The 24,504-nt window shown below is 63.5% G+C and carries 15 protein-coding genes; 8 read left to right on the forward strand and 7 right to left on the reverse strand.

Annotated features, from left to right (window positions below):
• Positions 1-163: 163 nt before the first annotated feature.
• The gene (locus tag CSQ92_RS20990) at positions 164-1,666 is read right to left on the reverse strand and encodes a dipeptidase (RefSeq protein ID WP_099395268.1); all 1,503 of its coding nucleotides are present in this window, start codon (positions 1,664-1,666) and stop codon (positions 164-166) included.
• 214 nt (positions 1,667-1,880) lie between these two features.
• Between CSQ92_RS20990 and CSQ92_RS20995 the strand changes: the two genes are divergently transcribed.
• Both CSQ92_RS20995 and CSQ92_RS21000 read left to right on the forward strand, forming a co-directional pair.
• The gene (locus CSQ92_RS20995; RefSeq protein WP_034784490.1) at positions 1,881-2,879 is read left to right on the forward strand and encodes an LLM class flavin-dependent oxidoreductase; all 999 of its coding nucleotides are present in this window, start codon (positions 1,881-1,883) and stop codon (positions 2,877-2,879) included.
• A 184-nt stretch (positions 2,880-3,063) separates the two neighbouring features.
• Positions 3,064-4,293 (forward strand): MFS transporter, encoded by a 1,230-nt coding sequence (locus tag CSQ92_RS21000; RefSeq protein ID WP_099395269.1) that lies wholly within the window; start codon positions 3,064-3,066, stop codon positions 4,291-4,293.
• Between the two features lie 126 nt (positions 4,294-4,419).
• Here CSQ92_RS21000 and CSQ92_RS21005 read toward each other — a convergent pair whose 3' ends face one another.
• From CSQ92_RS21005 to CSQ92_RS21030, 6 genes are all read right to left on the reverse strand, one after another.
• Positions 4,420-6,060 carry a M28 family peptidase gene (locus CSQ92_RS21005; RefSeq protein WP_099395270.1) on the reverse strand — a complete coding sequence of 547 codons (1,641 nt, stop codon included), beginning with the start codon at positions 6,058-6,060 and terminating at the stop codon, positions 4,420-4,422.
• A gap of 137 nt (positions 6,061-6,197) precedes the next feature.
• Positions 6,198-7,034 (reverse strand): HDOD domain-containing protein, encoded by an 837-nt coding sequence (locus CSQ92_RS21010; RefSeq protein WP_034784492.1) that lies wholly within the window; start codon positions 7,032-7,034, stop codon positions 6,198-6,200.
• A gap of 115 nt (positions 7,035-7,149) precedes the next feature.
• A complete protein-coding gene (locus CSQ92_RS21015) occupies positions 7,150-8,226 on the reverse strand; it encodes a BMP family ABC transporter substrate-binding protein (protein ID WP_099395271.1) in 1,077 nt (358 codons plus the stop codon).
• A 21-nt stretch (positions 8,227-8,247) separates the two neighbouring features.
• On the reverse strand, positions 8,248-9,177 hold the full coding sequence (locus tag CSQ92_RS21020) for an ABC transporter permease (protein ID WP_099395272.1): 930 nt from the start codon (positions 9,175-9,177) through the stop codon (positions 8,248-8,250).
• Positions 9,170-10,246 (reverse strand): ABC transporter permease, encoded by a 1,077-nt coding sequence (locus tag CSQ92_RS21025; protein ID WP_070282438.1) that lies wholly within the window; start codon positions 10,244-10,246, stop codon positions 9,170-9,172. Before CSQ92_RS21025 ends, CSQ92_RS21020 begins: the two co-directional genes overlap by 8 nt.
• Positions 10,239-11,753, reverse strand: a complete 1,515-nt coding sequence (locus CSQ92_RS21030) for an ABC transporter ATP-binding protein (protein ID WP_099395273.1) — start codon at positions 11,751-11,753, stop codon at positions 10,239-10,241. The genes CSQ92_RS21025 and CSQ92_RS21030 overlap by 8 nt, the downstream gene beginning before the upstream one ends.
• A 440-nt stretch (positions 11,754-12,193) precedes the next feature.
• Between CSQ92_RS21030 and CSQ92_RS21035 the strand changes: the two genes are divergently transcribed.
• From CSQ92_RS21035 to CSQ92_RS21060, 6 genes are all read left to right on the forward strand, one after another.
• A complete protein-coding gene (locus CSQ92_RS21035) occupies positions 12,194-13,006 on the forward strand; it encodes an outer envelope protein (RefSeq protein WP_092612055.1) in 813 nt (270 codons plus the stop codon).
• A 78-nt stretch (positions 13,007-13,084) separates the two neighbouring features.
• A complete protein-coding gene (gene tssF, locus CSQ92_RS21040; protein ID WP_099395274.1) occupies positions 13,085-14,950 on the forward strand; it encodes a type VI secretion system baseplate subunit TssF in 1,866 nt (621 codons plus the stop codon).
• The gene (gene tssG, locus CSQ92_RS21045; protein ID WP_099395275.1) at positions 14,914-15,966 is read left to right on the forward strand and encodes a type VI secretion system baseplate subunit TssG; all 1,053 of its coding nucleotides are present in this window, start codon (positions 14,914-14,916) and stop codon (positions 15,964-15,966) included. The genes tssF and tssG overlap by 37 nt, the downstream gene beginning before the upstream one ends.
• A 77-nt stretch (positions 15,967-16,043) precedes the next feature.
• A complete protein-coding gene (locus tag CSQ92_RS21050) occupies positions 16,044-18,185 on the forward strand; it encodes a type VI secretion system Vgr family protein (RefSeq protein WP_099395276.1) in 2,142 nt (713 codons plus the stop codon).
• 2 nt (positions 18,186-18,187) lie between these two features.
• Positions 18,188-19,486, forward strand: a complete 1,299-nt coding sequence (locus CSQ92_RS21055; RefSeq protein ID WP_099395277.1) for a DUF2169 family type VI secretion system accessory protein — start codon at positions 18,188-18,190, stop codon at positions 19,484-19,486.
• Positions 19,483-24,468 (forward strand): RHS repeat-associated core domain-containing protein, encoded by a 4,986-nt coding sequence (locus tag CSQ92_RS21060; RefSeq protein WP_099395278.1) that lies wholly within the window; start codon positions 19,483-19,485, stop codon positions 24,466-24,468. The genes CSQ92_RS21055 and CSQ92_RS21060 overlap by 4 nt, the downstream gene beginning before the upstream one ends.
• Positions 24,469-24,504 lie beyond the last annotated feature (36 nt).

Consider the following 24,504-nt stretch of genomic DNA (forward strand, 5'->3'; position numbering starts at 1 on the left):
GGCGCGGCGCCACCCCGCCTGGCACCAGCCGGGAATCCTGTTGTGCATGCATAGCTGCTCCCTTCCTACATGGAAACTTAAGACCGGCGCGCGCATAAAAAGTTCAGTGCCTGGCCTCGTCTCAGGCTTGCAGTCTATGACTTCCCGCTATTTTTGCAAGCGGCTATTTCGCCAGTTCAATCAACACGGCCGTGTACATCTGCAAGTTCAACAGCAACTGCTTTTCTGTGATGAACTCATGTTCGGAATGCCCCGTGTAGACCGTGTGCGGCATGGCCGGGCCAAAGCTCACGGCATTCGGGAACAGGCGCGAATTGGTGCCGCCGCCGATGGCCACCGGTTGCGGATTGGCGATGCCCGTGTAGTGTTCGAAGACGGACAACAAGGTGGGAATCTGCGGCGCCGCCGTCTGCAGCCACGGTTCACCGATCTGCACCTGCAGGGTAGCCGGCACGTGGCGCCGCGCCTTCCAGCCGTCGAACGCGGCCGTCACCTGCTGTTGCAGCACGGCCGTCGTCTTGCCTTGCGGACGGCGCAAATTGATAGTCAGCTCCAGCGCGCCACCGTTCTGCTTGAGCACGGTCGGCGCAACCGTCATCGGCCCCATGAAGCCGTCGCGGTAAGCGATCTGCCCAAAGCGTTCGCCGTAGATGCCCGTGCCCACCAGTTCATTCAGGAACGACAGCATGTCGGCCGCCTGCGTGCCCTGCCACGGCTGCACGGCCAGCGCGTCGGCCAGCATGCTGATGGCGTTGATGCCGTCTTCCGGTTTCGACGAATGGGCCGACACGCCCAGCGCCGTCACCGTCAAGGTGCCGCCATCGCGTGCATAGCTGTAGCGCACGCCCTGTTGCTGCTGCGCGCGGGCGCGGATGGCCGCTTCCAGCGCGGCTGGCGCGTGGTCGATCACGGCTTGTGCATCTTCCGGGATCTGACTGCCGAAAAAGCCGCCTGTCAGCTGCTTCAGCACAGGGCCCTTCCCCGCCGGCATGGCCGTGCGCGGCGGCAAGGTCAGCTTGATGGAACCGTAGCCCTTCTCGGCCGTCACCACCGGGTATTCCGCATCGATGGTGATGTTCACTTGCGGCGGCGTGTGGGTTTTCAGGAACTGTTTCAACGGTTCCCAGTCCGATTCCTCGGCCATGTAGACGTACAGCTCGATGCGCTTGCTCAGCGGCACCTGCTGGTCCTGGATAGCCTTCATCGCGTACAGGGCCGTGGCGATCGGGCCCTTGTCGTCTTCCGTGCCCCGTCCCAGCAGCTTGCCAGGTTCGCTGGTACGGTCCAGCTCGAACGGCGAGCGGGCCCACTTGGCGGGATTCACGGGCTGCACGTCGCCGTGCGTGATCACGCCCACGCGCTCGCTGCCGCTGCCCATGCCGATGATCACCACGTGGCCGTGATCCTGGAAATCGAATCCCAGGCGCTGCGCCTCGGCCGCCAGGTAGCGCTTGAAGCCCGTGTGCTGGGGATTCGCGGCAAACGGCACGGCCGGGTCTGCCACCGTGTTGAAACTGACCATCTTCGCCAGGCTGGCGATCAGCGGTTCGGGGTAAGTGGCCGCGTAGCGCGCCGTTTCCTGCGCCTGCAGGCTGATGGGCGCGGCGTGAACGGAGGGCTGCAGCAGCAGGCCAATCAGGGTCAGCAGGATGGGTTTCTTGAACATGGCGGGGCGCATAAAGTGGGGAGGCCCACTCTAGCATCGCCCGCACCGATTTCCAATCGATACGAGTTTTTTACCGATCAGTACGCAAATTCCCGATTCGCATTATCATGTGCACAGCCTGTCATCCCTGCCGCTTCCAAGGCCGACCCTATTGTCGTCAGGGGATAGACAAATCGTCCATTGTGATTTTCCACCACGTCCCGATATCGCTACCATGATTCCATTTTCCATACTCGACCTGGCCCCCATCGCCGAAGGCAGCGACGCCAGCCAGTCGTTCAAGAACACGCTCGACCTGGCGCAGCACGGCGAACGCTGGGGCTACAACCGCTACTGGCTGGCCGAACATCACGGCATGCCCGGCATCGCCAGCGCCGCCACGGCCGTCGTCATCGCCCATGTGGCGGCTGGCACGACAACCATCCGCGTGGGTGCCGGCGGCGTCATGCTGCCCAACCATTCTCCGCTGGTCATCGCGGAACAGTTCGGTACCCTGGAAGCGCTGCACCCGGGCCGCATCGACCTGGGCCTGGGCCGTGCGCCCGGCTCCGACCAGACGACGGCGCGCGCCCTGCGCCGCGACCTGCAGTCCGACGCGGAACAGTTTCCGCAAGACGTGCTGGAATTGATCGACTATATGTCCGACGAGCCGCGCCAGCGCGTGCTGGCCGTACCCGGCAAGGGCGCGAAAGTGCCCGTGTGGATACTCGGCTCGAGCCTGTTCGGCGCCCAGCTGGCCGCCCACCTGGGCTTGCCGTATGCATTCGCCTCGCACTTCGCGCCGCAGATGATGATGCAAGCCGTGGCGTATTACCGCGAACACTTCAAGCCGTCAAAACAATTGGCGAAACCATACGTGATGCTGGGCTTCAATGTGTTTGCCGCCGACACGGATGCCGAGGCGCACTTGCGCGCCACGTCGATGCAGCAAGCCTTCGTCAACCTGCGCACGGGCCGCCCGTCGCGCCTGCAGCCGCCCGTGCCCGGCTATCTGGAACAATTGGGCCCGCAGGAACGCGCCATGCTCGATTCCGTCCTGTCCTGCACGGCCATCGGCGCGCCGGACACCGTCAAGGCGAAGATGGCCGCCTTCATCGCTGAAACGGGCGCCGACGAGCTGATGATCACTTCGCAGATCTTCGAGCACCAGCACCGGCTGCGTTCGTATGAAATCACGGCGCAGGTGCATGCGGAGCTAGCGCGCGCACAGTAAGTTTTAAGTCTCCCCTGGTATATCCCCCTATACCCTTTTCCCGGCCATCGGCAACGATCGCCGGGATTTTTTTGCCTGCTGCGTTGCCTGCCGCCCCACCGCAAAATCGGCCGCGCCCGGCAAGAAATGCGCAGCCCCGCTATCATGCTCATCCAAAAGCATCACTCCAAGAAAGTTGTCTCGCATGAAATCTGCACCATCCACCGTCGACGCCAGCGCCCTGCTGACGTCGACCCGCATCCTGTTGTTCGCCCTGTCCGCCGGCGTGCTCGTCGCCAGCCTCTACTATGTGCAGCCGCTCACTTCCATGCTGGCCGCCTCGTTTGGCGTCAGCGTGCCGCAGGCGGGCTACCTGGTCACGGCCACGCAAATCGGCTATGTGCTGGGCATCGTGTTCCTGGTCCCCCTCAGCGACGTGCTGAACCGCCGCCAGTTGCTGACATGGATGCTGATCGCCAAGATCGGCGCCCTGCTGCTGGCCGCCACCAGCCAGAACATTATTATCTTTGCCATCGCCAGCGTCTTGATGGGGATCACGTCCAGCGCCTTGATGGTGGTCACGGCCATGGTGGCGTCGTATGCGCCCGACCACAGCCGGGGCCGCATGGTGGGCACCGTCATGACGGGCTTGTTGCTGGGGATTCTGCTGGCGCGTACCGTGTCCGGCACCGTGTCGCAGATCAGCGGCGGCTGGCGCACCGTCTACGTGCTGGCCGCCATCGTCGTGGCCGCCCTGCTCGTCATGCTGCGCCGCATCCTGCCGAACGAGGCGCCACGCGGCACGCTGCAATATGGCAAGCTGATGGCCTCGCTGGCCGACATCATCCGTGAGGAACCGTTGCTGCGCCAGCGCGCCCTGTTCTCGGGCCTGGGCCTGGGCACCTTCAGCGTGTTCTGGACGGGCCTGACCTTTTTGCTCAGCGGCGCGCCGTACCACTACTCGGAAATGCAGATCGGCCTGTTCGGCCTGGCCGGTGCCACGGGCGCCTTTGCCGCCAACACGGCGGGCCGCATGGCCGACCGCGGCTATGCGCGCCAGGCCACCTGGCTGCTGGCCGTGGCTTCGATTGCGGGCTGGGCATTGATCGGCTTTGGCGCCCATTCGCTGGTGCTGCTGCTGATCGGTATCGTCCTGCTGGACATGGGCGTGATGGGCTTGCAAGTGACGCACCAGTCCATCATCTATAAACTGGCGCCGCATGCGCGGGCGCGGGTCACCACCGTGTTCATCGCGGGCGGCTTCATCGGCGCGTCGGCAGGCTCGGCCCTGGCCAGCGCCAGCTTTGCCGCCGGCGGCTGGCCCGCCCTGTGCATGGTGGGCGGCGCCATGCCGCTGCTGATGCTAATTGTGTGGAGCAAGTACCGCCATACGCAGCGCCGGCTGGAACGGGCCGCCCAGGCATCTATCACGTAGCTCGAATTAACGGCGGCACGCCGCTTAATCCGACACTGATGCGCCAACTGTCGGATTACGCTCTTCGAGCTAATCCGACCTACGATCCTGAAAAAAACCGCTCGGCCGAGCGGTTTTTTTTCGTGCTTACTTCGCTGGCTCACGCGCCTTGCCAAACGCATCGCCCGCCTTCCACGCCGGCATCCTGGCCGCATTCGCCACGGCTTGCCCCAGGTTCAGGGTAAATTGCGCCTGCTGCGTCATGCCGGACAAATCCCAGCTTGCATCGTACTCATCGGTAACCTGATGGTAGCGGGGACCATACGCGGCCGCCTTGGCCTTCGACGCTGCCACGTCCTTGATGTACTCGCGTCCGCCATTGATGGAAAACGCGGGCACGCCCGCCTTGGCAAAGCTGAAATGGTCGCTGCGGAAATAGCCGCCGGCCAGGTCGGGACGGGCTGGCGCGATGTGCATGCCCATGTCTTTCGCCACCGTGGCGGCGATCTCGCCCAGCTCCGTGCGCTCGCTGCCCTGCGCGCCGATGTCATGCGTGGCACCGACAAAGTTCAGGCTGTCCAGGTTCAGCGCGGCGGCCGTCTTGTTCAAGGGCCACAAGGGGTCGGCCGCGTAGGCGGCGCTACCCAGCAAGCCCTGCTCTTCAGCCGCCACCCACAGGAATATCTGCGTGCGCTTCGCAGGCTTTTTCACGGCTTCCTGTGCCATGGCCAGCAAACCGGCCGTGCCGGAAGCGTTGTCGACGGCGCCGTTGTAGATGGTGTCGCCAGTATCCCCTTGCTTGCCCAGGTGGTCCCAGTGGCCACTGTAGATGACGGCTTCATCCTTCAATGCCGGGTCGGTGCCCGGCACCATGCCGGCGATATTGAATTGTTCCACCTTGCGCACGGCGGACTTCATTTCGCCGCTCAGCTTGGCATTCAAGGCGACGGCCTTGAAATCCTTGCTTTCCGCTTGCGCGCGCAAGGCGTCCAGGTCCTGTCCGCCAGCCGCGAACAGGCGGCGCGCCGCGTCTTCCGCGATCCAGCCCTGCAGCGGCGTGCCGGCCGTGCGGTCGGCCAACTGGAAACGCTCGCTGCCGCTCCAGCTGTTCTGCACCACGCTCCAGTCGTACGATGCGGACGGTTTTGTGTGGATCAGCAATACGCCAGCCGCGCCCTGGCGCTTGGCTTCCTCGAATTTGTAGGTCCAGCGGCCGTAATAGGTCAGCGCCTTGCCGGCAAAGCGGTTCGGCTCGGCACTAGTCGGTTGCGGGTCGTTGACCATCATGACGACGATCTTGTCTTTGACATCGGCGCCCTTGAAATCGTTCCAGCCCTCTTCCGGCGCCGTGATGCCATAGCCGACGAACACGAGCGGCGCATCGAAGGTGTGGGCGGCAACGGAGTCGCCCGTGGCCCAGACCCAGTCCGGGCCGAAAGCCAGCGGCACGGGGTTGCCGCCCGCCACGGCTTGCAGGCTGCTTTCCTGTGGCAAGGATTTCACGCCGGCGATCTGCACGCTTTGGCGGTAGCTGTTGCCGCGCACGGGTTGCAGTCCGGCCATCTGCGCCTGGGTTTCCAGGTAGGCCACCGTCAGGTCGGCGCCGCGCTGGCCCGTGCCCCGGCCTTCCAGCAAATCGTTGGACAGGAAGGCCAGGTGGGCGCGCAGCGGGGCTTCCTGCACCACGGGCAAGCCGTGCGCGGCAGGCGCGGCGGCGTGCGCGGAAAATGCCAGCGCCAGGCTGGAAGCGAGCGCCGTGACGGCCAGGGAAGAAAACAGCTTCTGCATAAGATCCTTTGGGTAAGAGGAGACATTCAGTCCGGCGGATGGCCGAGCCGGCGATTGTATGCCATAGGGAAAGATGCATCAAAATGCGGACGAAAAAAATCCCCGCGGCAAGGGCGGGGATTTTGCAGGGGAAACGTTCAGACCAGCAAGGCGGCCGCCAGGGATTCGATCTCTTCCGCCGATTCCTCGAGGATGGTGTGCAAGGTGCTGCCGCCGATGCCGAAGTCGATCTTCGCTGCAGCCTGGCGCCGCGCGGCGCTTTCCGGCGGGTGCAGGGGCGAGCCGACGGGCGACAGATCGTTGGCCAGCACCAGGGTCGCGCCCAGGGTGCGGGGCGGGAACGTGCTGCCGCCGTGCCACATGCCTTCCACGGCCTGCAAGACCATGTCCGGCACCTGCAACTGGCGCAGCACGCCGCGGCCGATCAGTTTTTCGCCGTATTCGATCCAGTCCTCCGTATTGTCGTCCAGCAAACCCGGATATTCCTCGGCGCGCGACAGCAGATAAAAGCCGCCCACTTCGTGCACGATGGCGGCGAACATGGCCGTTTCCACATCCACATGCGTGACTTTCTTGGCGATTACCTGGCTCAGCGCGGCCACGTGGGCCGTGTGTTCCCACAGCTTGGCCGCCTTGGCGCGCAATTGCGGGTCGGTAATCTGGCTGCCCAGCTGGCGCACGATGACGGATGCCACCATCGATTTCAGGGTGGCAAAGCCCAGGCGCGAGACGGCCGCGCGCACATTGGCGATTTCATTGCCGGAACGGTTGTAGGCGGCCGAGTTGGCCAATGCCACGACCCGCGCCGACAGCAACGGCTCGGCCATGACCATGCGGGCGGCCGCCTCGATATGGCAATCGGGGTCGTCCAGCGCTTCCTGCAGCTTCAAGGTGGCCTTGACGTTGGCGGGGAACGTCAGCTCGCCCTTGCTCGCTTGCAGCGCGATAATCTTGAATACTTCCAGTCTGTCCATGGGTCAATCTCCGGTACGGGCCTGTTCAGGCTCTGCTGTGTGGGTGGGCCAGGAATGCGCTCCCGGCCCGGCTCCCGTTTCCGGCAATATTACAGCAAGTTCAAACTCAAACCTATTACTTTCCGGAAACTTTTCCTGCCACGCCTTCGACAAAATAATCCATCTTAGTCAGCGCCGCATCGTCCAGCACGCCTTTGTCCAGGCGCACCTTGCCATCGTTATCCTTGATCGGCGCGCTGAAAGGATTGAGCTTGCCAGCTACCAAGTCTTTCTCGCGTGCCAATACAAACTGTTTCACGTCGGCCGGCACTGTGGCGTTGATGCCTTCCAGCTTGACCATGCCATCCTTGATGCCGCCCCAGGTGCTGCTGGACTTCCACGTGCCGTCCAGCACGGCTTGCGCCTGCTTCGTATAGTAGTCGCCCCAATGGTGGGTGACGGCAGCCAGCTGCGCCTTCGGCCCGTACTTTTTCATGTCCGAATGGTAGGCGATCGCGTACTTGCCCTTCTCTTCCGCCGCCTGCACCACGGCGGTCGAATCCGTGTGGTGGGTAACCACGTCGGCGCCCTGGCCGATCAGGGTGATGGCCGCGTCGCGTTCCTTGCCCGGATCGAACCAGCTATTCACCCACACCACTTTCACTTCCGCCTTCGGGTCGACGCTGCGCATGCCGCGCGTAAAAGCGTTAACCCCCTGCAACACTTCCGGGATCGGGAATGCCGCCACGTAGCCGGCCACATGGGTCTTGCTCATCTTGCCCGCCAGCACGCCGGCCAGGTAGCGGCCCTCGTAAAAACGGGCGTTGGTATTGGCCACGTTGACGGCCGTCTTGTAGCCCGTCAAATGAATGAACTTCACATTAGGAAATTGCTTCGCCACTTTCAAGGTGGGATTCATGTAGCCGAACGAGGTTGTGATGACGAGTTTGCTACCCGTTTGCGCCAGGTCGCGGATCACCCGTTCCGCATCGGCGCTCTCCGGCACGTTTTCCACGTACTTGGTGGTGATCTTGCCGCCCAGCGCCTTTTCCATTTCCTTGCGGGCCAGGTCATGCTGGGTGGTCCAGCCCGCGTCGCCGATGGGGCTGATATACACGAAGCCGACATTCAGCGGCGCGGTGGCGGGAGCGGCAGCCATGACGGGCATCAAAACGGCACTGCAAAGGGCGGCGCACAATAGTTTCTTGGACATGGTTTTCCTTGTGGTGAGTGATTAATTTCCGGGATTGAAATTTTTCCCCAGCGAAGCGGGCATGTTGAGCTTGATGTAATTGGCATTACTGGAGATCAAAACCAGCACGACGATGGCCGCCAGATACGGCAGCATCGACAGCAGTTGCGATGCAATCGGCACGCCCAGCGCCTGCGCGTGGAACGTCAGAATCGTGATGCCGCCAAACAGGTAGGCGCCGCCCACCACGCGCGCAGGGCGCCAGGTGGCAAACGTGGTCAGCGCCAGCGCGATCCAGCCCCGTCCCGCCACCATGCCCTCGACCCACAGCGGCGTGTAGACGAGCGACAAAAAGGCGCCGGCCAGGCCGCAGCAGGCGCCGCCGAACAGCACGGCCGCCAGGCGGATGCGGCGCACGGGGTAGCCGAGCGCATGCGCGGACGCGGGCGACTCGCCCACGGCGCGTAGCACCAGGCCCGCCCGCGTGCGGTACAGAAACCAGGCGATGGCCAGGCACAGCAGCAACGACAGATAGACCATCGGATGCTGGCGGAACAGGGCCGGGCCCAGCACGGGAATGTCTTCCAGGAAGGGGATGCCGAAGCGGCCATTCTGCAAGCTGTTGCCCACGTACTTCAAGCCGATGTACGTCGAGGCGCCCGCGCCGAACAGCGACAAGGCCAGGCCCGTCGCGTACTGGTTCGTGCCCAGCCATACGGTCAGCCAGGCAAAGAAGCCGGACAGCAGCATGCTGGCCCCCGCCCCCGCCAGAAAGCCCAGGGTCGGGCTGCCCGTGTTGACGGCCACGGCAAAACCCGTGATGGCCGAGACCAGCATCATGCCTTCCGCGCCCAGGTTGACCACGCCCGCCTTTTCATTCACCAATAAACCGAGCGCGGCCAGCATCAGCGGCGTGCCCGCATTGATGCTGGCCGCGACCAGCGGCGCGATGGTCAGCAGCAGGTTATCCATGTTTCCTCCAACGCAATTTGTATTGGATCAGCACATCGCAAGCGAGCAAGGCGAACAGCAAGATACCCTGAAACACACCCGTGATCGCACTGGGCAAGCCCAGGCGCGACTGCGCCAGTTCGCCGCCGATATAGAACAGGGCCATGACGAAGCTGGAGAAAATCACGCCTACCGGATGCAGGCGCCCGACAAAGGCGACGATGATGGCGGCAAAGCCGTAGCCGGGCGAGACCGTGGGCGTCAATTGCCCCATCGGCCCCAGCACTTCGCACGCACCCGCCAGGCCCGACAGGGCGCCGCAGATCAGCAGGGACGACCACAAGGTCTTGCGCGAGGAAAAGCCCGCATAGCGGGCGGCGGCAGGCGCCATGCCGCCCACGCGCAGGCGGAAACCCGCAATGCTTCTGGATAAGTACAGCCAGCCGCCCAGCGAGGCCAGCAAGGCAAACACGATGCCCACGTGCAAGCGCGTGTCGCTGATCACCATCGGCAACAGCAAGCCGTCCGACAGCAGTTTCGATTGGGGAAAGTTGAATCCTTCCGGGTCGCGCAGCACGCCATACACGAGATAGCTGAGCAGCAATTGGGCAATGTAGACCAGCATCAGCGAGACGAGGATTTCGCTGGCGTTGTAGCGGTCGCGCAGCCAGGCCACCAGCCCCGCCCACGCCATGCCGCCCGCCATGCCGGCCAGCAAGGAAACGCCGATGATGGCGGTACTGCCCACGCCATCGTCCAGATACAGGGCGGCCGCGCCGCCGCAGATGGCGCCCAGGGTCAGCTGTCCTTCCGCGCCGATGTTATAGATGTTGGCGCGAAAGCAGATGGCCAGGCCCACGGCGATCAGGAGCAAAGGCGCCACCTTGATGCCCAGCTCGGACCAGCCGTGCGCGTCGCGCAAGGGTTCCACAAAGAAGACGGCCAGTCCCGCCAGCGGATCGTGTCCCAGCGCAAGAAACAGCAGCGCGCCGCACAGCACGGTAAGCAGCACGGCCAGCACGGGCGACAGCCACGACATCAGCCGCGACGGAGAAGGACGGGCTTCCAGGCGCAAGGCGAACTTAGCCATGGATGGCCTCCTGCGGCCACAGCCCGCTCATCCATTGCCCCACGAGGCTCACGCTGGCCTCAGCCACGGCCAGGGACGGCGAAATCTTTCCTTTCGCCATCACCAGCAAGCGGTCGCTGATGTCGAACAATTCATCGAGCTCCTCCGACACGACCAGCAGCGCGCAGCCCGCGTCGCGCAAGGCCAGCAATTCGGCGCGGATTTGCGCGGCCGCGCCCACGTCCACGCCCCAGGTCGGCTGCGCCACCACCAGCACGGTGGGTTCGCGCATGACTTCGCGTCCGACTATGTATTTCTGCAAGTTGCCGCCCGACAGGCTGCGCGCCAGCGCCTGCGGCCCGCCCGCCTTCACCTGGAAGCGCGCGATGATGGCGGCCGCCCGCTGCGCAATGACCTTATGGCGCACGAAGCCGTGGCGGATGGTGGCGGGTGTCTGCAAACTCAGCAGCACGTTGTCGGCCAGCCCCATGTCGGGCACGGCGCCGCGCCCCAGCCTTTCCTCCGGCACGAAGCCGAAACCCAGGGCGCGCCGGCGTCCCGGCGGCAAGCGGCCCGCCGGCGTGCCGTTCAGGACGATGCTCCCGGCGGCTGCGCGCATGTCCTCGCCCGACAGGGCGGCGAGCAATTCCTGCTGGCCATTGCCGGACACGCCCGCGATGCCGACGATCTCTCCCGCGCGCACGTCGAAATTGATATCGATCAATTGCGTGGCGAACGGATGGCTCTTCGGCAAGTTCAAATTCTTGACGCTCAGCATGACGCTACCGGGCGTGCGCGCCACGCGCGTGACGGCGGGCGGCTCGGCGCCGATCATCATGCGCGACAGGCTGGCCGCCGACTCTTGCGAGGGGTCGCACATGCCCGCATTCTTGCCGGCGCGCACCACCGTGCACGTGTGGCACAGGGCGCGGATCTCGTCGAGCTTGTGGCTGATGTACAGGATGCTGCAGCCTTCGGCGGCCAGCTGGCGCAAGGTGGTAAACAGCTTTTCCACGGCGCCCGGCGTCAGCACGGAAGTCGGTTCGTCGAGGATCAGCAGTTGCGGCTTGGCCAGCAGTGCGCGCACGATTTCCACGCGCTGGCATTCGCCAACGGAAAGCGTGTGCACGTGGCGCTGCGGCTCCAGGTCCAGGCCGTACTGGCGCGCCGTCGCTTCGATGCGCTGCGCCAGCTCCGCCATGTTGGTGCCCGCGGGCAAACCGAGGGCGATGTTTTCCGTCACCGTCAAGGTGTCGAACAGGGAAAAATGCTGGAATACCATGGCGATGCCCAGCGCCCGCGCGGCCGACGGGTTGGCGATGTCCACTTCGCGGCCATTCCACAGGATGCGGCCGCCATCGGGCTGCACGGCGCCATAGATGATTTTCATCAAGGTTGATTTGCCGGCCCCGTTTTCGCCAAGCACGGCATGGATCTGTCCGGGCACGACGGTGAGACAGATGCCGTCATTGGCCACCACGGCCGGATAGCGCTTGCTGATATCGATGAGTTCCAGGCGTGCCGTCATTGTTTTTTTCGTGCCTCGCTGCGTGGTATGCGGGATGCCGATCGGTGGAAAAAATCAACACTCGGTCTCTATCGTATCGGCATCCGCGGCGCTTGGGGGGCGGGCGCGGCGGCGTGCATTTCTATTTCCACAAAAAAACAACACCTGTATACAATTTTGAAAAAAATTATCAGCTTTGCAGCGTCCGCCTTGCCCCGCAAGGACGAGAAGGTGCGATGATTATATTCAGGAACTGATAGTAAGTATGCGCACAAGACATATCGCCCGGCGCGGCGATGCTCGCATCATGGATTGAACGGCGCGCGTTATCCCATTGCAGCGCTACATGCAGACTACGCGTCCAGCCATCCCCAGTTCCCGTTTTCCCACACCGCCATCAGGAGCCGAAAGTGCCAAAAACCATACCGTGTCTGTTGCTCTGCCTCACTACCACCCTCGGCGTGGGCGCGACCGCCCAGGCTGCCGAATGGAGCGATACCGCGCTGAGCTGGCGCGCCGGCAATGATTACCGCGAGCCGTTCAATCCGGACGACATCAAGAAAAACATCTTTGCCATCACGCACGCCAGCGGCTACAAATACGGCAGCAATTTCGTCAACCTCGATTTCCTCATGTCCGACAGCAAGGACCCCGGCGCACTGGGTAAAACGTCGGGCGCACAGGAGGCGTACCTGGTCTACCGCAACACCATCGACATCGGCAAGGTGCGCGGCAGCGACATCAAGTTCGGCCCCGTGCGCGGCGTCGGCGTCACCCTGGGCTTCGACGTCAACACGAAAAATGACGTCGGCTACAACTCGCGCAAGCGCATGCTGGTGGCCGGCCCCACCCTGATGTGGGACGTGCCCGGCTTCTTCAATACCAGCCTGCTGTTGCTGCGCGAAAGCAACGCCCCCAGCGGCGCCTTCCCGCCCATCTCGCAGGTGACGGGCCGCTACACGTATAAAACGCACGCCATGCTGACGGGCGCCTGGGCCATCCCCCTGTCGCCGCTGTTCTCGTTCGAAGGTTTCTTCAACCTCATCGACTCGAAAGGCAAGGATGAAGTGGGGCGCGACACGGCGGTGGAAACGAATATCGACATGCAAGTAATGTACGACGTGGGCGCGGCCTTGGGCAGCGCCAAGAACACCTTCCGCGTGGGCATCGAATACCAGTACTGGAAGAACAAGTTCGGCAATTCGCCCGCCACCACGGGCAATGTGGGCCAGACGGCAAAGACGCCGATGATACGCGCGGAGTACCATTTCTAAAATTCATTGTTACGCATCAACACCCACGATCGCGCCTGATGCCAGCATGAAGCTTTCCCACTGGCGGAGAGCGCGACCGTGGAACAACTACTGCCATATTACGAGCGCGAGCTGGGCCTGTTCCGCCAGTACACGCGCGAGTTTTCCAGCCGCTACCCGAAGGCAGCCGGGCGACTGCTGATCGCCGGAGAAACCTGCGAAGACCCGCACATCGAGCGCCTGATCCAGTCCGTCGCCCTGCTCACGGCCAGGGTCGCCAAGCGCCTCGACGACGCCTATCCGCAATTTACCCATTCCCTGCTCGACACCTTGTACCCGCACTACCTGCGGCCGTTTCCCTCGTGCTCCATCGTGCGCATCGCCGCCGACGAAGCGCCGGGCGGCGGCCAGCTGGACCAGGTGGCGCATGTGGCGCGCGGCACGGTGCTGCGCTCGCAGCTGGTGCAGGGCGTGGCTTGCAAATTTACGAGCGCCTATGACGTGACCCTGGCGCCGCTGGTCATTTCTCGCCTGCATTTCTCACCTGTCATCGACGCGCCGCCCGGCCTGCGCCTGCCCGCCGGCGCCAGCGCCTTGCTCTGCATTCAGTTCACCAGCAGCAGCGACAACTATCATCTGGATCAGCCGGATTTTGCCAGGCTGCGCCTGTTTGCCGATGGCGAACCATCCGTGCGCGCGGCCTTGCTCGACGCCCTGTTCCTGCGCGGCGCGGGCGCGTACGTGGCGCTGGACGAACACAGCCCGTGGCAAGCCGTCGATGGCACGCCGCTAGCGCCAGCCGGCTATGCGGAAGACGATGCGCTGATCCCCATTTCCGCCCGTTCCCACCCGGCCCTGCGCCTGCTGACCGAGTACTTTGCGTTTCCGGAAAAATTTCACTTCATCGATATCGGATGGTCCCTGCTGGCTGCCCTGCTGCCGAAACAGTGCCGCCAGTTCACCTTGCACCTGCCCCTCAAGGGTGTGCGCAGCGACAGCCACGAAGCGCGGCTCTTGTCCGGCGTCAGCCGCGACAACCTCTTGCTGGGCTGCACGCCCGTCGTCAACCTGTTTGCCAAATCCGGCGTGCCGATCCGCCTCACGCATACCGAGCCCGACTATGCGCTGGTGGCCGATGCCACGCATGCGTTTGCCTATGACATCCACAGCATCGAAGCCGTCACCGTAGTGCGCAAGGACGAGACCGGCGAGCGCCTGAGCAGGTTCCTGCCGTTGTATGCCTCGCTGCAAGGCGCCCAGGCCGACTATGGCCAGGAGCGTGGTCAGGAGCATGGACAGTACTGGCTGGCGCGCCGCGACGAAACCGTGGCCGCCATCAGTCCCGGTCACGAAATGCGCCTGAGCCTGATCGACCCGCAGTTTTCACCAAGCAGCGCGGCCTGCGCCACCGTCTCGACGCAACTGCTGTGCAGCAACCGCGACTTGCCCGTGCAGTTGCACTACGGCTTGCCCGGCGGCGATCTGCTGGCCGAGGACGTGCCCGACGGCATCCCCGCGCGCTTCCTGCGCAAACCGTCACCCAGCATGCGTTTCCTGGCGGACACGCACTGGCGCCTGATCGCGCACCTGTCGCTCAATTACTCGAGCCTGACGCAGGCGGGCCTGGGTGAATTCCAGAAAATGCTGAGTCTGTACGACCTGCCCCGCTCGCCCGCCACGCAAGGCCTGATCCAGGGCATCGTCACGCTCGAGCACGGCAGCACGCGCGCGTGGATGCCAACGGTCCCGTTTCCCACCCTGATGCCCGGCATCGCCATCCGCCTGGGCATCGACGAGCAAGCCTTCGTCGGCAGCAGCATCTATATTTTTGCCCAGGTGCTGCAACGCTATTTCGCCCTGAACAGCCAGCTCAATTGCTTTAGCCAGCTGACGCTGCTGTCTCATCGCAGCGGCGAGGAACTCCTACGATGCCCAGAACGCAGCGCCGACGCCACGCCAGCGTGATCCAGCAATTGCTCGATGCGCCGCAGCGCTTCGAGTGCTTCCAGGCGCTGCGCCTGCTGCTGGCGTGGCTGGCCGAGCACGGCATCAATGAGCACACGGCGCTGGCAAAGCACATACGCTTCGACAACAGCCTCTCGCTGCGTTTTCCCGCCAGCCAGGTCGAAACGCTCACGGCAAACAGCATCGGCGATGCGGATGCCCTGCTGCAAGCGCTGCTGTCCGGTCACGGCCAGCACATCCACCTCACGCCCACCTTCATGGGCCTCCTGGGCTGCCAAGGCAGCTTGCCCAGCCACTATTCGGAGCGCATTGCCGCGCACCAGCATAGCGAACGCGAGAATAGCCCGCGCGCTTTCCTCGACCTGTTTTCCAGCCGCACCATGGCCCTGTTTTACCAGGCCTGGCGAAAATACCGCATCGAGCAGGCCGGCCACAGCGGGGACTTCCTGTCGCGCCTGCTGGCCCTGGCCGCATGCCAACCGGGCCAGGACCAGGGCCAGGACGAGGCAGCGGCCGGCTTGTACAGCGGCTTGCTACAGCAGCACAACATCTCGTCCATCGTCATGGCGCGCATCCTCGGCGACCACTTCGGCGTGCCTTGCCATATCGACGAAGCGACGGGCGCCATGGACGTGCTGGCACCGCGCGAACAAACGGCGCTGGGCATGGAAAATGCCATACTGGGCCAGCGCGCCCTCGTCGGCGAACGCTGCCGCCGTCCCGACCTGGCCGTACGCCTGCGCCTCGGTCCGCTCACGGCGCAGCAGCACGCCAGCTTCCTGCCGCACGCTCCTGGTAGCCACGCGTTGCGCCACATGCTGATGCTGTTCGGCCAGCCGCTCGTGCGCTACGACATCGTGCTGGTGCTGCGCGCCAGCGATGTGCGGGGGACGGCATTGACAACCGCGCCACAAGGCGGCCTGGGCTGCAACAGTTTCCTTGGCAGTGCGGCAACGCCGCGCCACCGCGATGACAAACATTACGAGATGCAATTGATGCCCTCATTCAACGATTGATCCTTGCGGCCGCGCAAAACGCTTGTGTTTGCTATTGCTACAGTCGGCCAACGATCCCTAACGTGAAGCGATGCGCGATGAGCCTGTTCCCCGATACGACGGCGGCATGGACGGCATTAACGGGCGACATGCAGGGCCGGCGCCTGCTGCGCCTGCAGTTTCCGCATGGCGACGGGCCTGCCGGCATCCAGCTACTTGCCAACAGCCTCGACGCGAGCGAAAGCCTGTCGCGCGACTTTTCCTATGTGGTGGAAGTACTCTCCGACGACGCACTCATCGCCCTCGACAAGGTGATGGGCAAGATGGTGAGCATCGAACTGGTACGCGAAGACGGCACCTTGCGCTACTTCAATGGCTATGTGTTCGAATTCCGCTTCCTGCGCACGGACGGCGGCTTCGCCTTTTATGAAATGGTGCTGGAACCGTGGCTGTCGCACCTGCACTTGCGGCAAAACAATGTCGCCTTCCACGGCTTGACGGTGGCGGCGCTGACGGACAAGGTCTTCGATGACTACCTGATGCGCGACTACAAGCTGGCCGCCAGCGGCCTCGACCCTGCCATCACCTACACGTGCCAGCACAACGAGAGCGACCACAACCTCCTGCACCGCCATTGGGAGCAACTGGGCTGGCACTACCGCTACGAACACCGCCTTGACGGTCACACCTTGTGGCTGTCCGACGACAGCACCACAGGCAAGCCCATCGATGGCGATCTGAGCGAAATCCCCTTCCAGCACCAGGCCGGATCCCTGGAAGACGATGGCGTGCATCAATGGAGCACGGTGCGGCGCATGGCGCCAAGCCAGATGACGGTAGCCAGCTTCAATTTCAAGAACCCGCGCAGCGCCCGCGCCAGCCGCGACTCGCTGAACAGGCAGGGTGCCGTGCCATCGCTGGAAGTGTATGAAAACACGGGCAGCTACGGTTTTAAAAACATCGACGATGGCGAGGCGCTGGCGCGGCGCCGCATGGAAGAGGTTGACGCGCAGGGACAGCTGTTCGAAGCACAAGGCAATGACCGCACGGCGCAACCGGGACGCTGGTTCACGCTGGGCGGGCATTTCGACAGTGCAGTCAGCGAATATCTGATCCTGTCCGTGCACCACCACGCCTGCAACAACTACCAGCAAGGGCACGGCGCCACCTCGCAATACAGCAACACATTTACCTGCATCCCCCGCGCCATCCCTTGGCGCCCGGGACGCAACTTCCACAGCCGCGAACCGAAGATCTACGGCGTGCAAACGGCCACCGTCGTCGGGCCGCCCGGCGAGGAAATCCATACGGATGGTTACGGACGGGTAAAGCTGCAATTTCACTGGGACCGCCTGGGCACCTTCGATGACAAAAGTTCGCCATGGATACGGGTGATATCGAACTGGGCCGGCCCGAATTTTGGCCACATCAGCCTGCCCCGGGTAGGCATGGAAGTAGCCGTGCAATTTCTTGACGGTAATGTCTCCATGCCCCTCATCATCGGCTGCGTCTACAACGCACGCAACATGCCGCCGTGGGATTTGCCAGCGAACAAGACGCAAAGCGGCATGCTGAGCCGTTCCTCAAAAAAGGGTTCCGCCGCGCACGCCAACGCCCTGCGTTTCGAAGACCGCAAGGATGCGGAAGAACTGTGGCTGCATGCGGAAAAAGACCAGCGCATCGAGGTCGAACATGATGAGTCGCACTGGGTGGGAAATGACCGCAGGAAAACCGTGGATCGCGATGAAACCGTGCACATCAAGCGCGACCGCACGGAAACCGTGGACCACGATGAAGACATCACCGTGCATAACAACCGCAGGGAGCGCGTCGACCATGACGAACACATCGACATCGGCGACAACCGCCGCGAACACGTGGGCGGCAACGAGCAGGTGCAGATCGACGGCCACCGTTCGGAACGGGTGACCCTGGCCAAGGAAGAGAGCATCGGCCTGGCCAAGGTGCTGACCATCGGCGCCGCTTACCAGACCACCGTCATCGGCGCCATGAACACCACCGTGGTGCTGGCGCAGGCGGAGCAGATCGGCCTGGCGAAAAGCGTCATCGTCGGCGCCGACAGTACGCTCACGGCCACCGATTCGCACACGATGACGGTCGGCACGTCCAGCATCACCATGACGCCCGGCCGCATCGAACTGGTTGCCGATGAAATCATCATCCGCGGCAGATCGAAGGTGCAGATCCATGGCGACGACATCGACAACAATCCGGGCTGACGATGAACGACGCCGGCACAGCCCATTTCAACATTCCCAACCTGCTTTTCGACAACCGCACGCCGCATGCGGCCAGCCAGTTCGACATGATTGACCAGTTTGGCGCAGCCTTCCACGTGGTGGTGGTGCGCATGGGCTACACGCTTGGTCCCTGCGGCGCGGACGGCCTGGCCAGCCTGCTGCCCATGGCACGGCCATCGCCGCTGGCCACGGAAGACCGGCCCCTGGATGGCGACACGCAGGCGGGCACCGTGCAGGAGAGCGACTTCGCGCCCTACAAGCCGCGTTGCGACGTGATCGTCAATGGCGTGGCGCACGCACCGCGCGGGCAAGCGATGCCGCAATTTCTCGTCAACCTGAAAGTGCAGTCGGAAAAGAAAACCCTGATCGACAAGACTCTGCAAGTGAGTGGCGAACGCGCTTTCCGCAAGAAAGCCGTCCTCACGCGCCTGGCGCAAAGCTGCGCCCGCATCGCCACGGCGGGCTTGCTGCGGCCCAACCCTTGGCAACTATCCGCGCCTGAACCGTTCCTGCAATTGCCGCTGCACTATGCCTACGCGTATGGCGGCCAATGCCGCATCGAGGCCGATGACTGCAACGCGGCGGCGCACGATTCCTGCCAGGCCAACCCGCTGGGACGGGGCTTTGCGCGCCACTGGTACCTGGATGCGAAACACATCAATGAGGTGCCCGCACCGCGCATCATGCATCCGTCGCTACCGTGCACGGCCGCCCAGTTCTGGCAAGGCGCGGACGGCAAGGAGCTGCCCGCGCCGACAGGGCTGGCCGTTATCGGCCGTGGCTGGCTGCCGCGCCGCGCGCTGGCCGGACACATCGTGGAAAAAGAAAAATGGGGTGCCGATGAAGTCCCCGCCCTGCCGGATGACTTCAACTTTGCCTACTGGAACAGCACGCCGCCCGACCAGCAATGCCCGTACCTGGCGGGATGGGAACAATTTACGCTGACCAATCTGTGCCGCCACGACCATCCCTCGGCCTGCATCGACCAGCGCGGCAACACCGTGCTGCGCTTCACCCTGCCGCAACAAGTACTGTGCTTGTTACTGGCGGACAGGAACGACCAGTTGCTCGTCTGGCGCCTGGCCATCGATACGGTGCTGATCGACCCTCAGGCGGCCAGCGTTGAACTGGTCTGGCGCGCCATCGTGCCGGCAGACGCGGGCCAGGTCGCGTCGCGCCTGCTGCACGTGATGGAGCCGGCGCAGATCGCGCGCATCGAACTGCTGGAGCAGGCGCAGGAAGCGCTAGGCGAAGCCACCGGGCAAGGCAAGAAACCATGACGAATGAAACCGTCACCAAGGCCTCGCGCTTCTATTGCGTCAGCCTCAGCCCCGACATTTGCAAGACGCCCGTGGGCTCCAGCACGCCCCCCATTCCCTACAGCATCACCGGCGAATTTGCGGATACGCAGAACGCCTCGCCCAACGTCAAGTCGCACAGCGAGCCCGTCATCCTGCACCAGCGCAGCATCATTCCCACCGTCAAGGGCGACGCGGCCGGCAAGGCGGGCGGCGTCAAGAGCGGCACCGTCGGCAAGCAGGTCGACACCAAGGTCGCCAGCAGCATCCACCGCGCCAACGGCGCCTACCTGGTGCAGATGGGGCGCGAAGTATGGATGAATTCGCGCAATACCGTGGGCAAGATTTATGAGCGGGGTGGGGAAGCGGCCAAACCCGTGCTCCAGGAACTGAAGGCGGCGATACGGGAAGCGGCACAGGATTACAAGGATCACGGCTCCAGGAAAATGCATGGCGCCGCGGAAGATCTGGTGGACGTGGGCGGCACCGTCCTGACAGGCAGCGCCGTGCTGGGCGTTGCCGGAGTGGGCGTGGCGGCAACGGGAGTCGGCGCCCCCGCTGCCGCCGCGATGGAAGCGGGCGCGGCAGCGGGCGCTGTGGCCGGCACGGCGACCGTTGCGACAGGCACGGCCATTGACGCATCGGCCACGGTGCTCGACCAGGCAGCCGACTACATATTGACAGGCAAGACACCCGATTTACTCAATACGGCCGCAGACATCGTCACGAATGCCGCAGGCACAGTACTGCAAACGGCGGTGTTCAGCAAGGTTCCGGGCGGGAAAATACTGAGCAAGTTCCTCGGCAAAAAAGCGGCGCCGACCATCGACAAGGTCAAGGAAAAGCTGGTCGGAAAAAAGCCGGACAAGCCACCGCCAAAACTCGACAAACCGCCCCCGAAAAACGGCGGCGACGACGGCAAGAGCCGCGGCAGGAAGGAGCCGAAATCGGAGCCGCCGTCCGACTGCTGCCCCAAGGATAGCGGCCCCGCGAAAAAACCCGTCAAGGGCCGCAAGCCCGTGCATTTCGGCACTGGCCAGGAAATCCTGTACCAGACGGATTTCGCGCTCGAACGCAGCCTCCCCATTGCCTGGACCCGCTGTTACCGCTCCGGTGCCGAATGCGAAGACTGGGGCTTGCTGGGCGCGCGCTGGTCCACGCCCTACACCACCAGCCTGTCGCTATGCGATGCCGGCATCGTCTACCACGACGACAGCGGTCGCGCCCTGCGCCTGCCTGGCCTGGAACCGGGTCGGCAACACGACAGCCGCAGGGAAGGTTTTACGCTCACGCGCGACGGCACCGACGCTTTTACCATGCTGTGGCGCGATGGCAGCGTCGACCGCTTTGCGCGCGCGGAAAGCGGCTGGCTGCCGCACGGCTACGACGGCGTCAACGCCATGCTGGTCCCGTCCGCTCCCGTCGCCACGCAACGCTTTGCACTCGCGCGTAGCGAGGGACGCGATGGGCGCGGCATCAGCATCGACCGCTTGATCGATGCCAAGCCGGGCGACGTGCTGCTGCGCCTGCGCAGCGACGATGGCGGCGTGCTCGAAGCCATGCGCGGGGAAGCGGAGCAGGCCATCCACATCGGCAGCATCGACGAGATATTGCCCGACGGCGGCCGCCTCTGCCACGTACGCTACGAATACGCAGCCGAAACAAACGAGACGCAGCCGCCCTTCCCGCCCCGCCACAACCTGGTCAGCCAGTCGAATGCGCTGGGCGACACGCGCCGCTACAGCTATCGCCACCACCTGCTCACGTCGTGCGGCAGCTACACGGGTTTTACGTACGAGCTGGAATGGATCAGCCTGGACGCGCTGCGCGCCCGCTGGAGCGGATCGCCGCTGATCGAGCAGGAGCTGTCGCAGCACCATCCCGTGACCCTGGCCAACAGCTACCAGGCGCGCACCATCGCCACGCGGGCGTGCGATGGCAGCGAGCACACGCGCATCGATTACGTGGACAACGACACCAGCCGCGTCACGGAAAACGGCGGTGTCCTCGAGTACACCTTCGACGCCAACTGGCTGGTCACCGAAGTGCGCCGCGTGCTCGACGGCAAGGCTGCTTCGCTGGGCCGGCGCGAGTGGGACCGCGATGGCATGCTGCTGGCCGATATCGACGCCAACGGCGCCGCCACGCGCTACGCCTACGATGCAGCCGGCAACCTGACCCGCAGCACCGATGCCAAGGGACACAGCAGCAGCATCGACTACGACAGCCAGCACCAGCCCGTCGCCTTCACGGATCCGCTGGGCAACACCACACGCCGCGACTACGATGATGCAGGCCGCCCCGTCAGCATCACGGACGCCTTGGGCCACGTCACGCGCTACCGCTACGACCCGCGCGGCCAGCTGGTGGAACAGATCGACGCCAGGGGCGGCAGCAAACATTTCCAGTACAACCGTCAGGGTTGGCTCACCAGCTACACGGATTGCTCCGGCCACACCAGCGAATTCGCCTACGATGCGCTGGGCCGGCTGGAAGCGGCCCGCGATGCGCTCGGCCATGCCACCCGCTACGAATATGACGCACTGGGCCGCCTGATCCGCCTCACGGCGCCCGATCAGACCCGGGAGCAATATGCCTACGATGGGGACGGCAATCTGGTCTTGCACGTCGATGCGGCCGGTCAGCAGACACGCTACCGCTACAACGGCCAGGGCTTGCCCATGGAGCGCACGGACGCCATCGGCCAGACCTTGCAGTATCGCTACGACGCTGCGCTGCAACTGACAGAATTGATCAACGCCAAGGGCGAAAGCTACCAACTCGCATATCACGCGGAAGGCTGGCTGTCGTCGGAAACGGGCTTCGACGGCAAGCGCACGCACTACAGCTATGATCCTGCCGGCAACCTCACTGCCACCGAGTGCGGCAGCCAGCGCACGCAGTTGCTGCGCGACGCGCTCGGTTTGTTGCAAGTCAAGACCACGGCGGACGGGGCGGTTCGCTACGCCTACGATGCGCTGGGCCGCCTGATGGCCGTCTCCGCGCCACAGGCCGAACAGCGTTTCTTCCTTGATGCGCTGGGCCAACTGATCGAAGAACGCAGCGCCTGCTTTTTGCAAACGCTGCCCGAAGCGGCCAGGCTGCCGAATACCCCGCGCGCGCCGGACGCCAGCTTTGTCATGACGCACTCTTATGACGAACTGGGCAACCGTATCCAGACCGTCCTGCCGAATGGACGCCGCGTCGACACCCTGCGCTACGGCTCCGGCCACTGGCACGGCGTGCTGTGGCATGGCAAGACCGTGGTCGATGTCGAACGCGACAAACTGCACCGCGAAAAGCAGCGGCAGCTGGGCACCAGCGGCTTGCTCTCCACGCGCCAGTACGACCCGCAATCGCGCCTCACCCGGCTGACCCTGGCACGCGGCGCCGACGCGCCCGTCCCCGTGCGCGAGCGATGCTTCGACTACGATGCGCAGGGCAACTTGCGCACCATCTCGCAGACAGGCACTACGGCCGCCGGCCCGCTCGGCAAACTGCGCTACGCCTATGACCCCATCGGCCAATTGCTGTCCGCCGTGCAAGCGGGCCTGGCCGAACACTTCGCCTTCGACCCGGCAGGCAATCTGGTCGACACGGCTCCCGCCTCCGGCAACGTACTGAAACGCTACGGCAATACCGAATACGACTACGACGAACAAGGCAATGCCACCGCCAAGCGCTTCCATCCGCCGGGCAGGGAGTCGAGCTGGAGCGACCTGGAGCTTGAATACGACGCCGAAAACCGCCTCAGCCACGCCATCAAGACGGAGCGCCAGTCACGCCACAGCGCCCGCTACTTTTATGACGCCTTCAGCCGCCGCATCGCCAAACGCGTCGAGGAAGCACGCTGGAGCAAGCAGCAGAACATCACCAACGACCAGCCCACCTGCACGAACGCCACCACCACCTTCTTCGTCTGGGATGGCGACACGCTGGCGCAGGAACTTGGGCGCGACGAGACTGTCACATACTTGTACGAACCCGACAGCTTCGTGCCGCTGGCCAGGATCGGTTCGCCAGCCTGCCGCCAGGCAAGCGCCGTCCACCTGCCGCGCGTCGCGCAATGGGATTTACCCGCCACCCGGCACGACGCCGAACTCCAGGCAGCCATTACGCAAGAACAGGCGGACACCGAAGCGCAGCATGTATCGGCATGGCAGCGTACCCAGGCGGCAGCCGATGACGCGGCAGCACACGACCGCATCACCCACTACCACTGTGATCACCTGGGCACGCCACGCGAGTTGACGGATGCGCAGGGGAGCGTGGTCTGGAGCGGGCGCTACAAGGCCTGGGGACGCTTGCTTTATGTGGAAGGGGAAATCGAGCAGCCGCTGCGGTTTCAGGGGCAGTATGAGGATCAAGAGACTGGACTGTTTTACAACCGGTATCGCTATTACGAACCTGAAACTTCAAGATATCTCAGTCAGGATCCAGTGGGACTCTCTGGCGGGGTTAATTTGTATACCTACGCCCCTAATCCCACGATGTGGATTGATCCACTCGGACTACAAAAAAAATGTAATACCTGTTGTATCGGTGGCCGGTTCTCCAGTGCTGACGGAGCTGCCCGAGCAGCGTTAACTCGCTACAATTCAAAGTCAATTCGAGACAATCTTGAGTATGGTGGGCTAATTTACAAAGGTAAAAATGGAAAATACGATTTCACAAAAGCGACGCGAGGCGATCTTGATGGAGTAGATCCCTGGAGTGGGAAAAAAATTTCCAAGAATTGTGAAGAAACAGGATATTGGCATACGCACGGAAATTATTCAAAAAGAGATGGAACACCAACAACAAAAGAAAATGATTACTTCAACAGCAACGATTTTTCCCCAGCAGATAAAAATGCAGCAAAATTGAGCGGCCAAGGAAAAACAGAGTATCGAGGATACGTAGGCACTCCAAGTGGCGTATTCAAAGGATATAATTCGAAGAGTGGAATCACCTATACGCTATGAGAAAAATCATATCTTGTTTTTTTGCACTTAACCTAG

It is taken from the genome of Janthinobacterium sp. BJB446 (assembly GCF_002735655.1).
GTDB lineage: Bacteria > Pseudomonadota > Gammaproteobacteria > Burkholderiales > Burkholderiaceae_D > Janthinobacterium > Janthinobacterium lividum.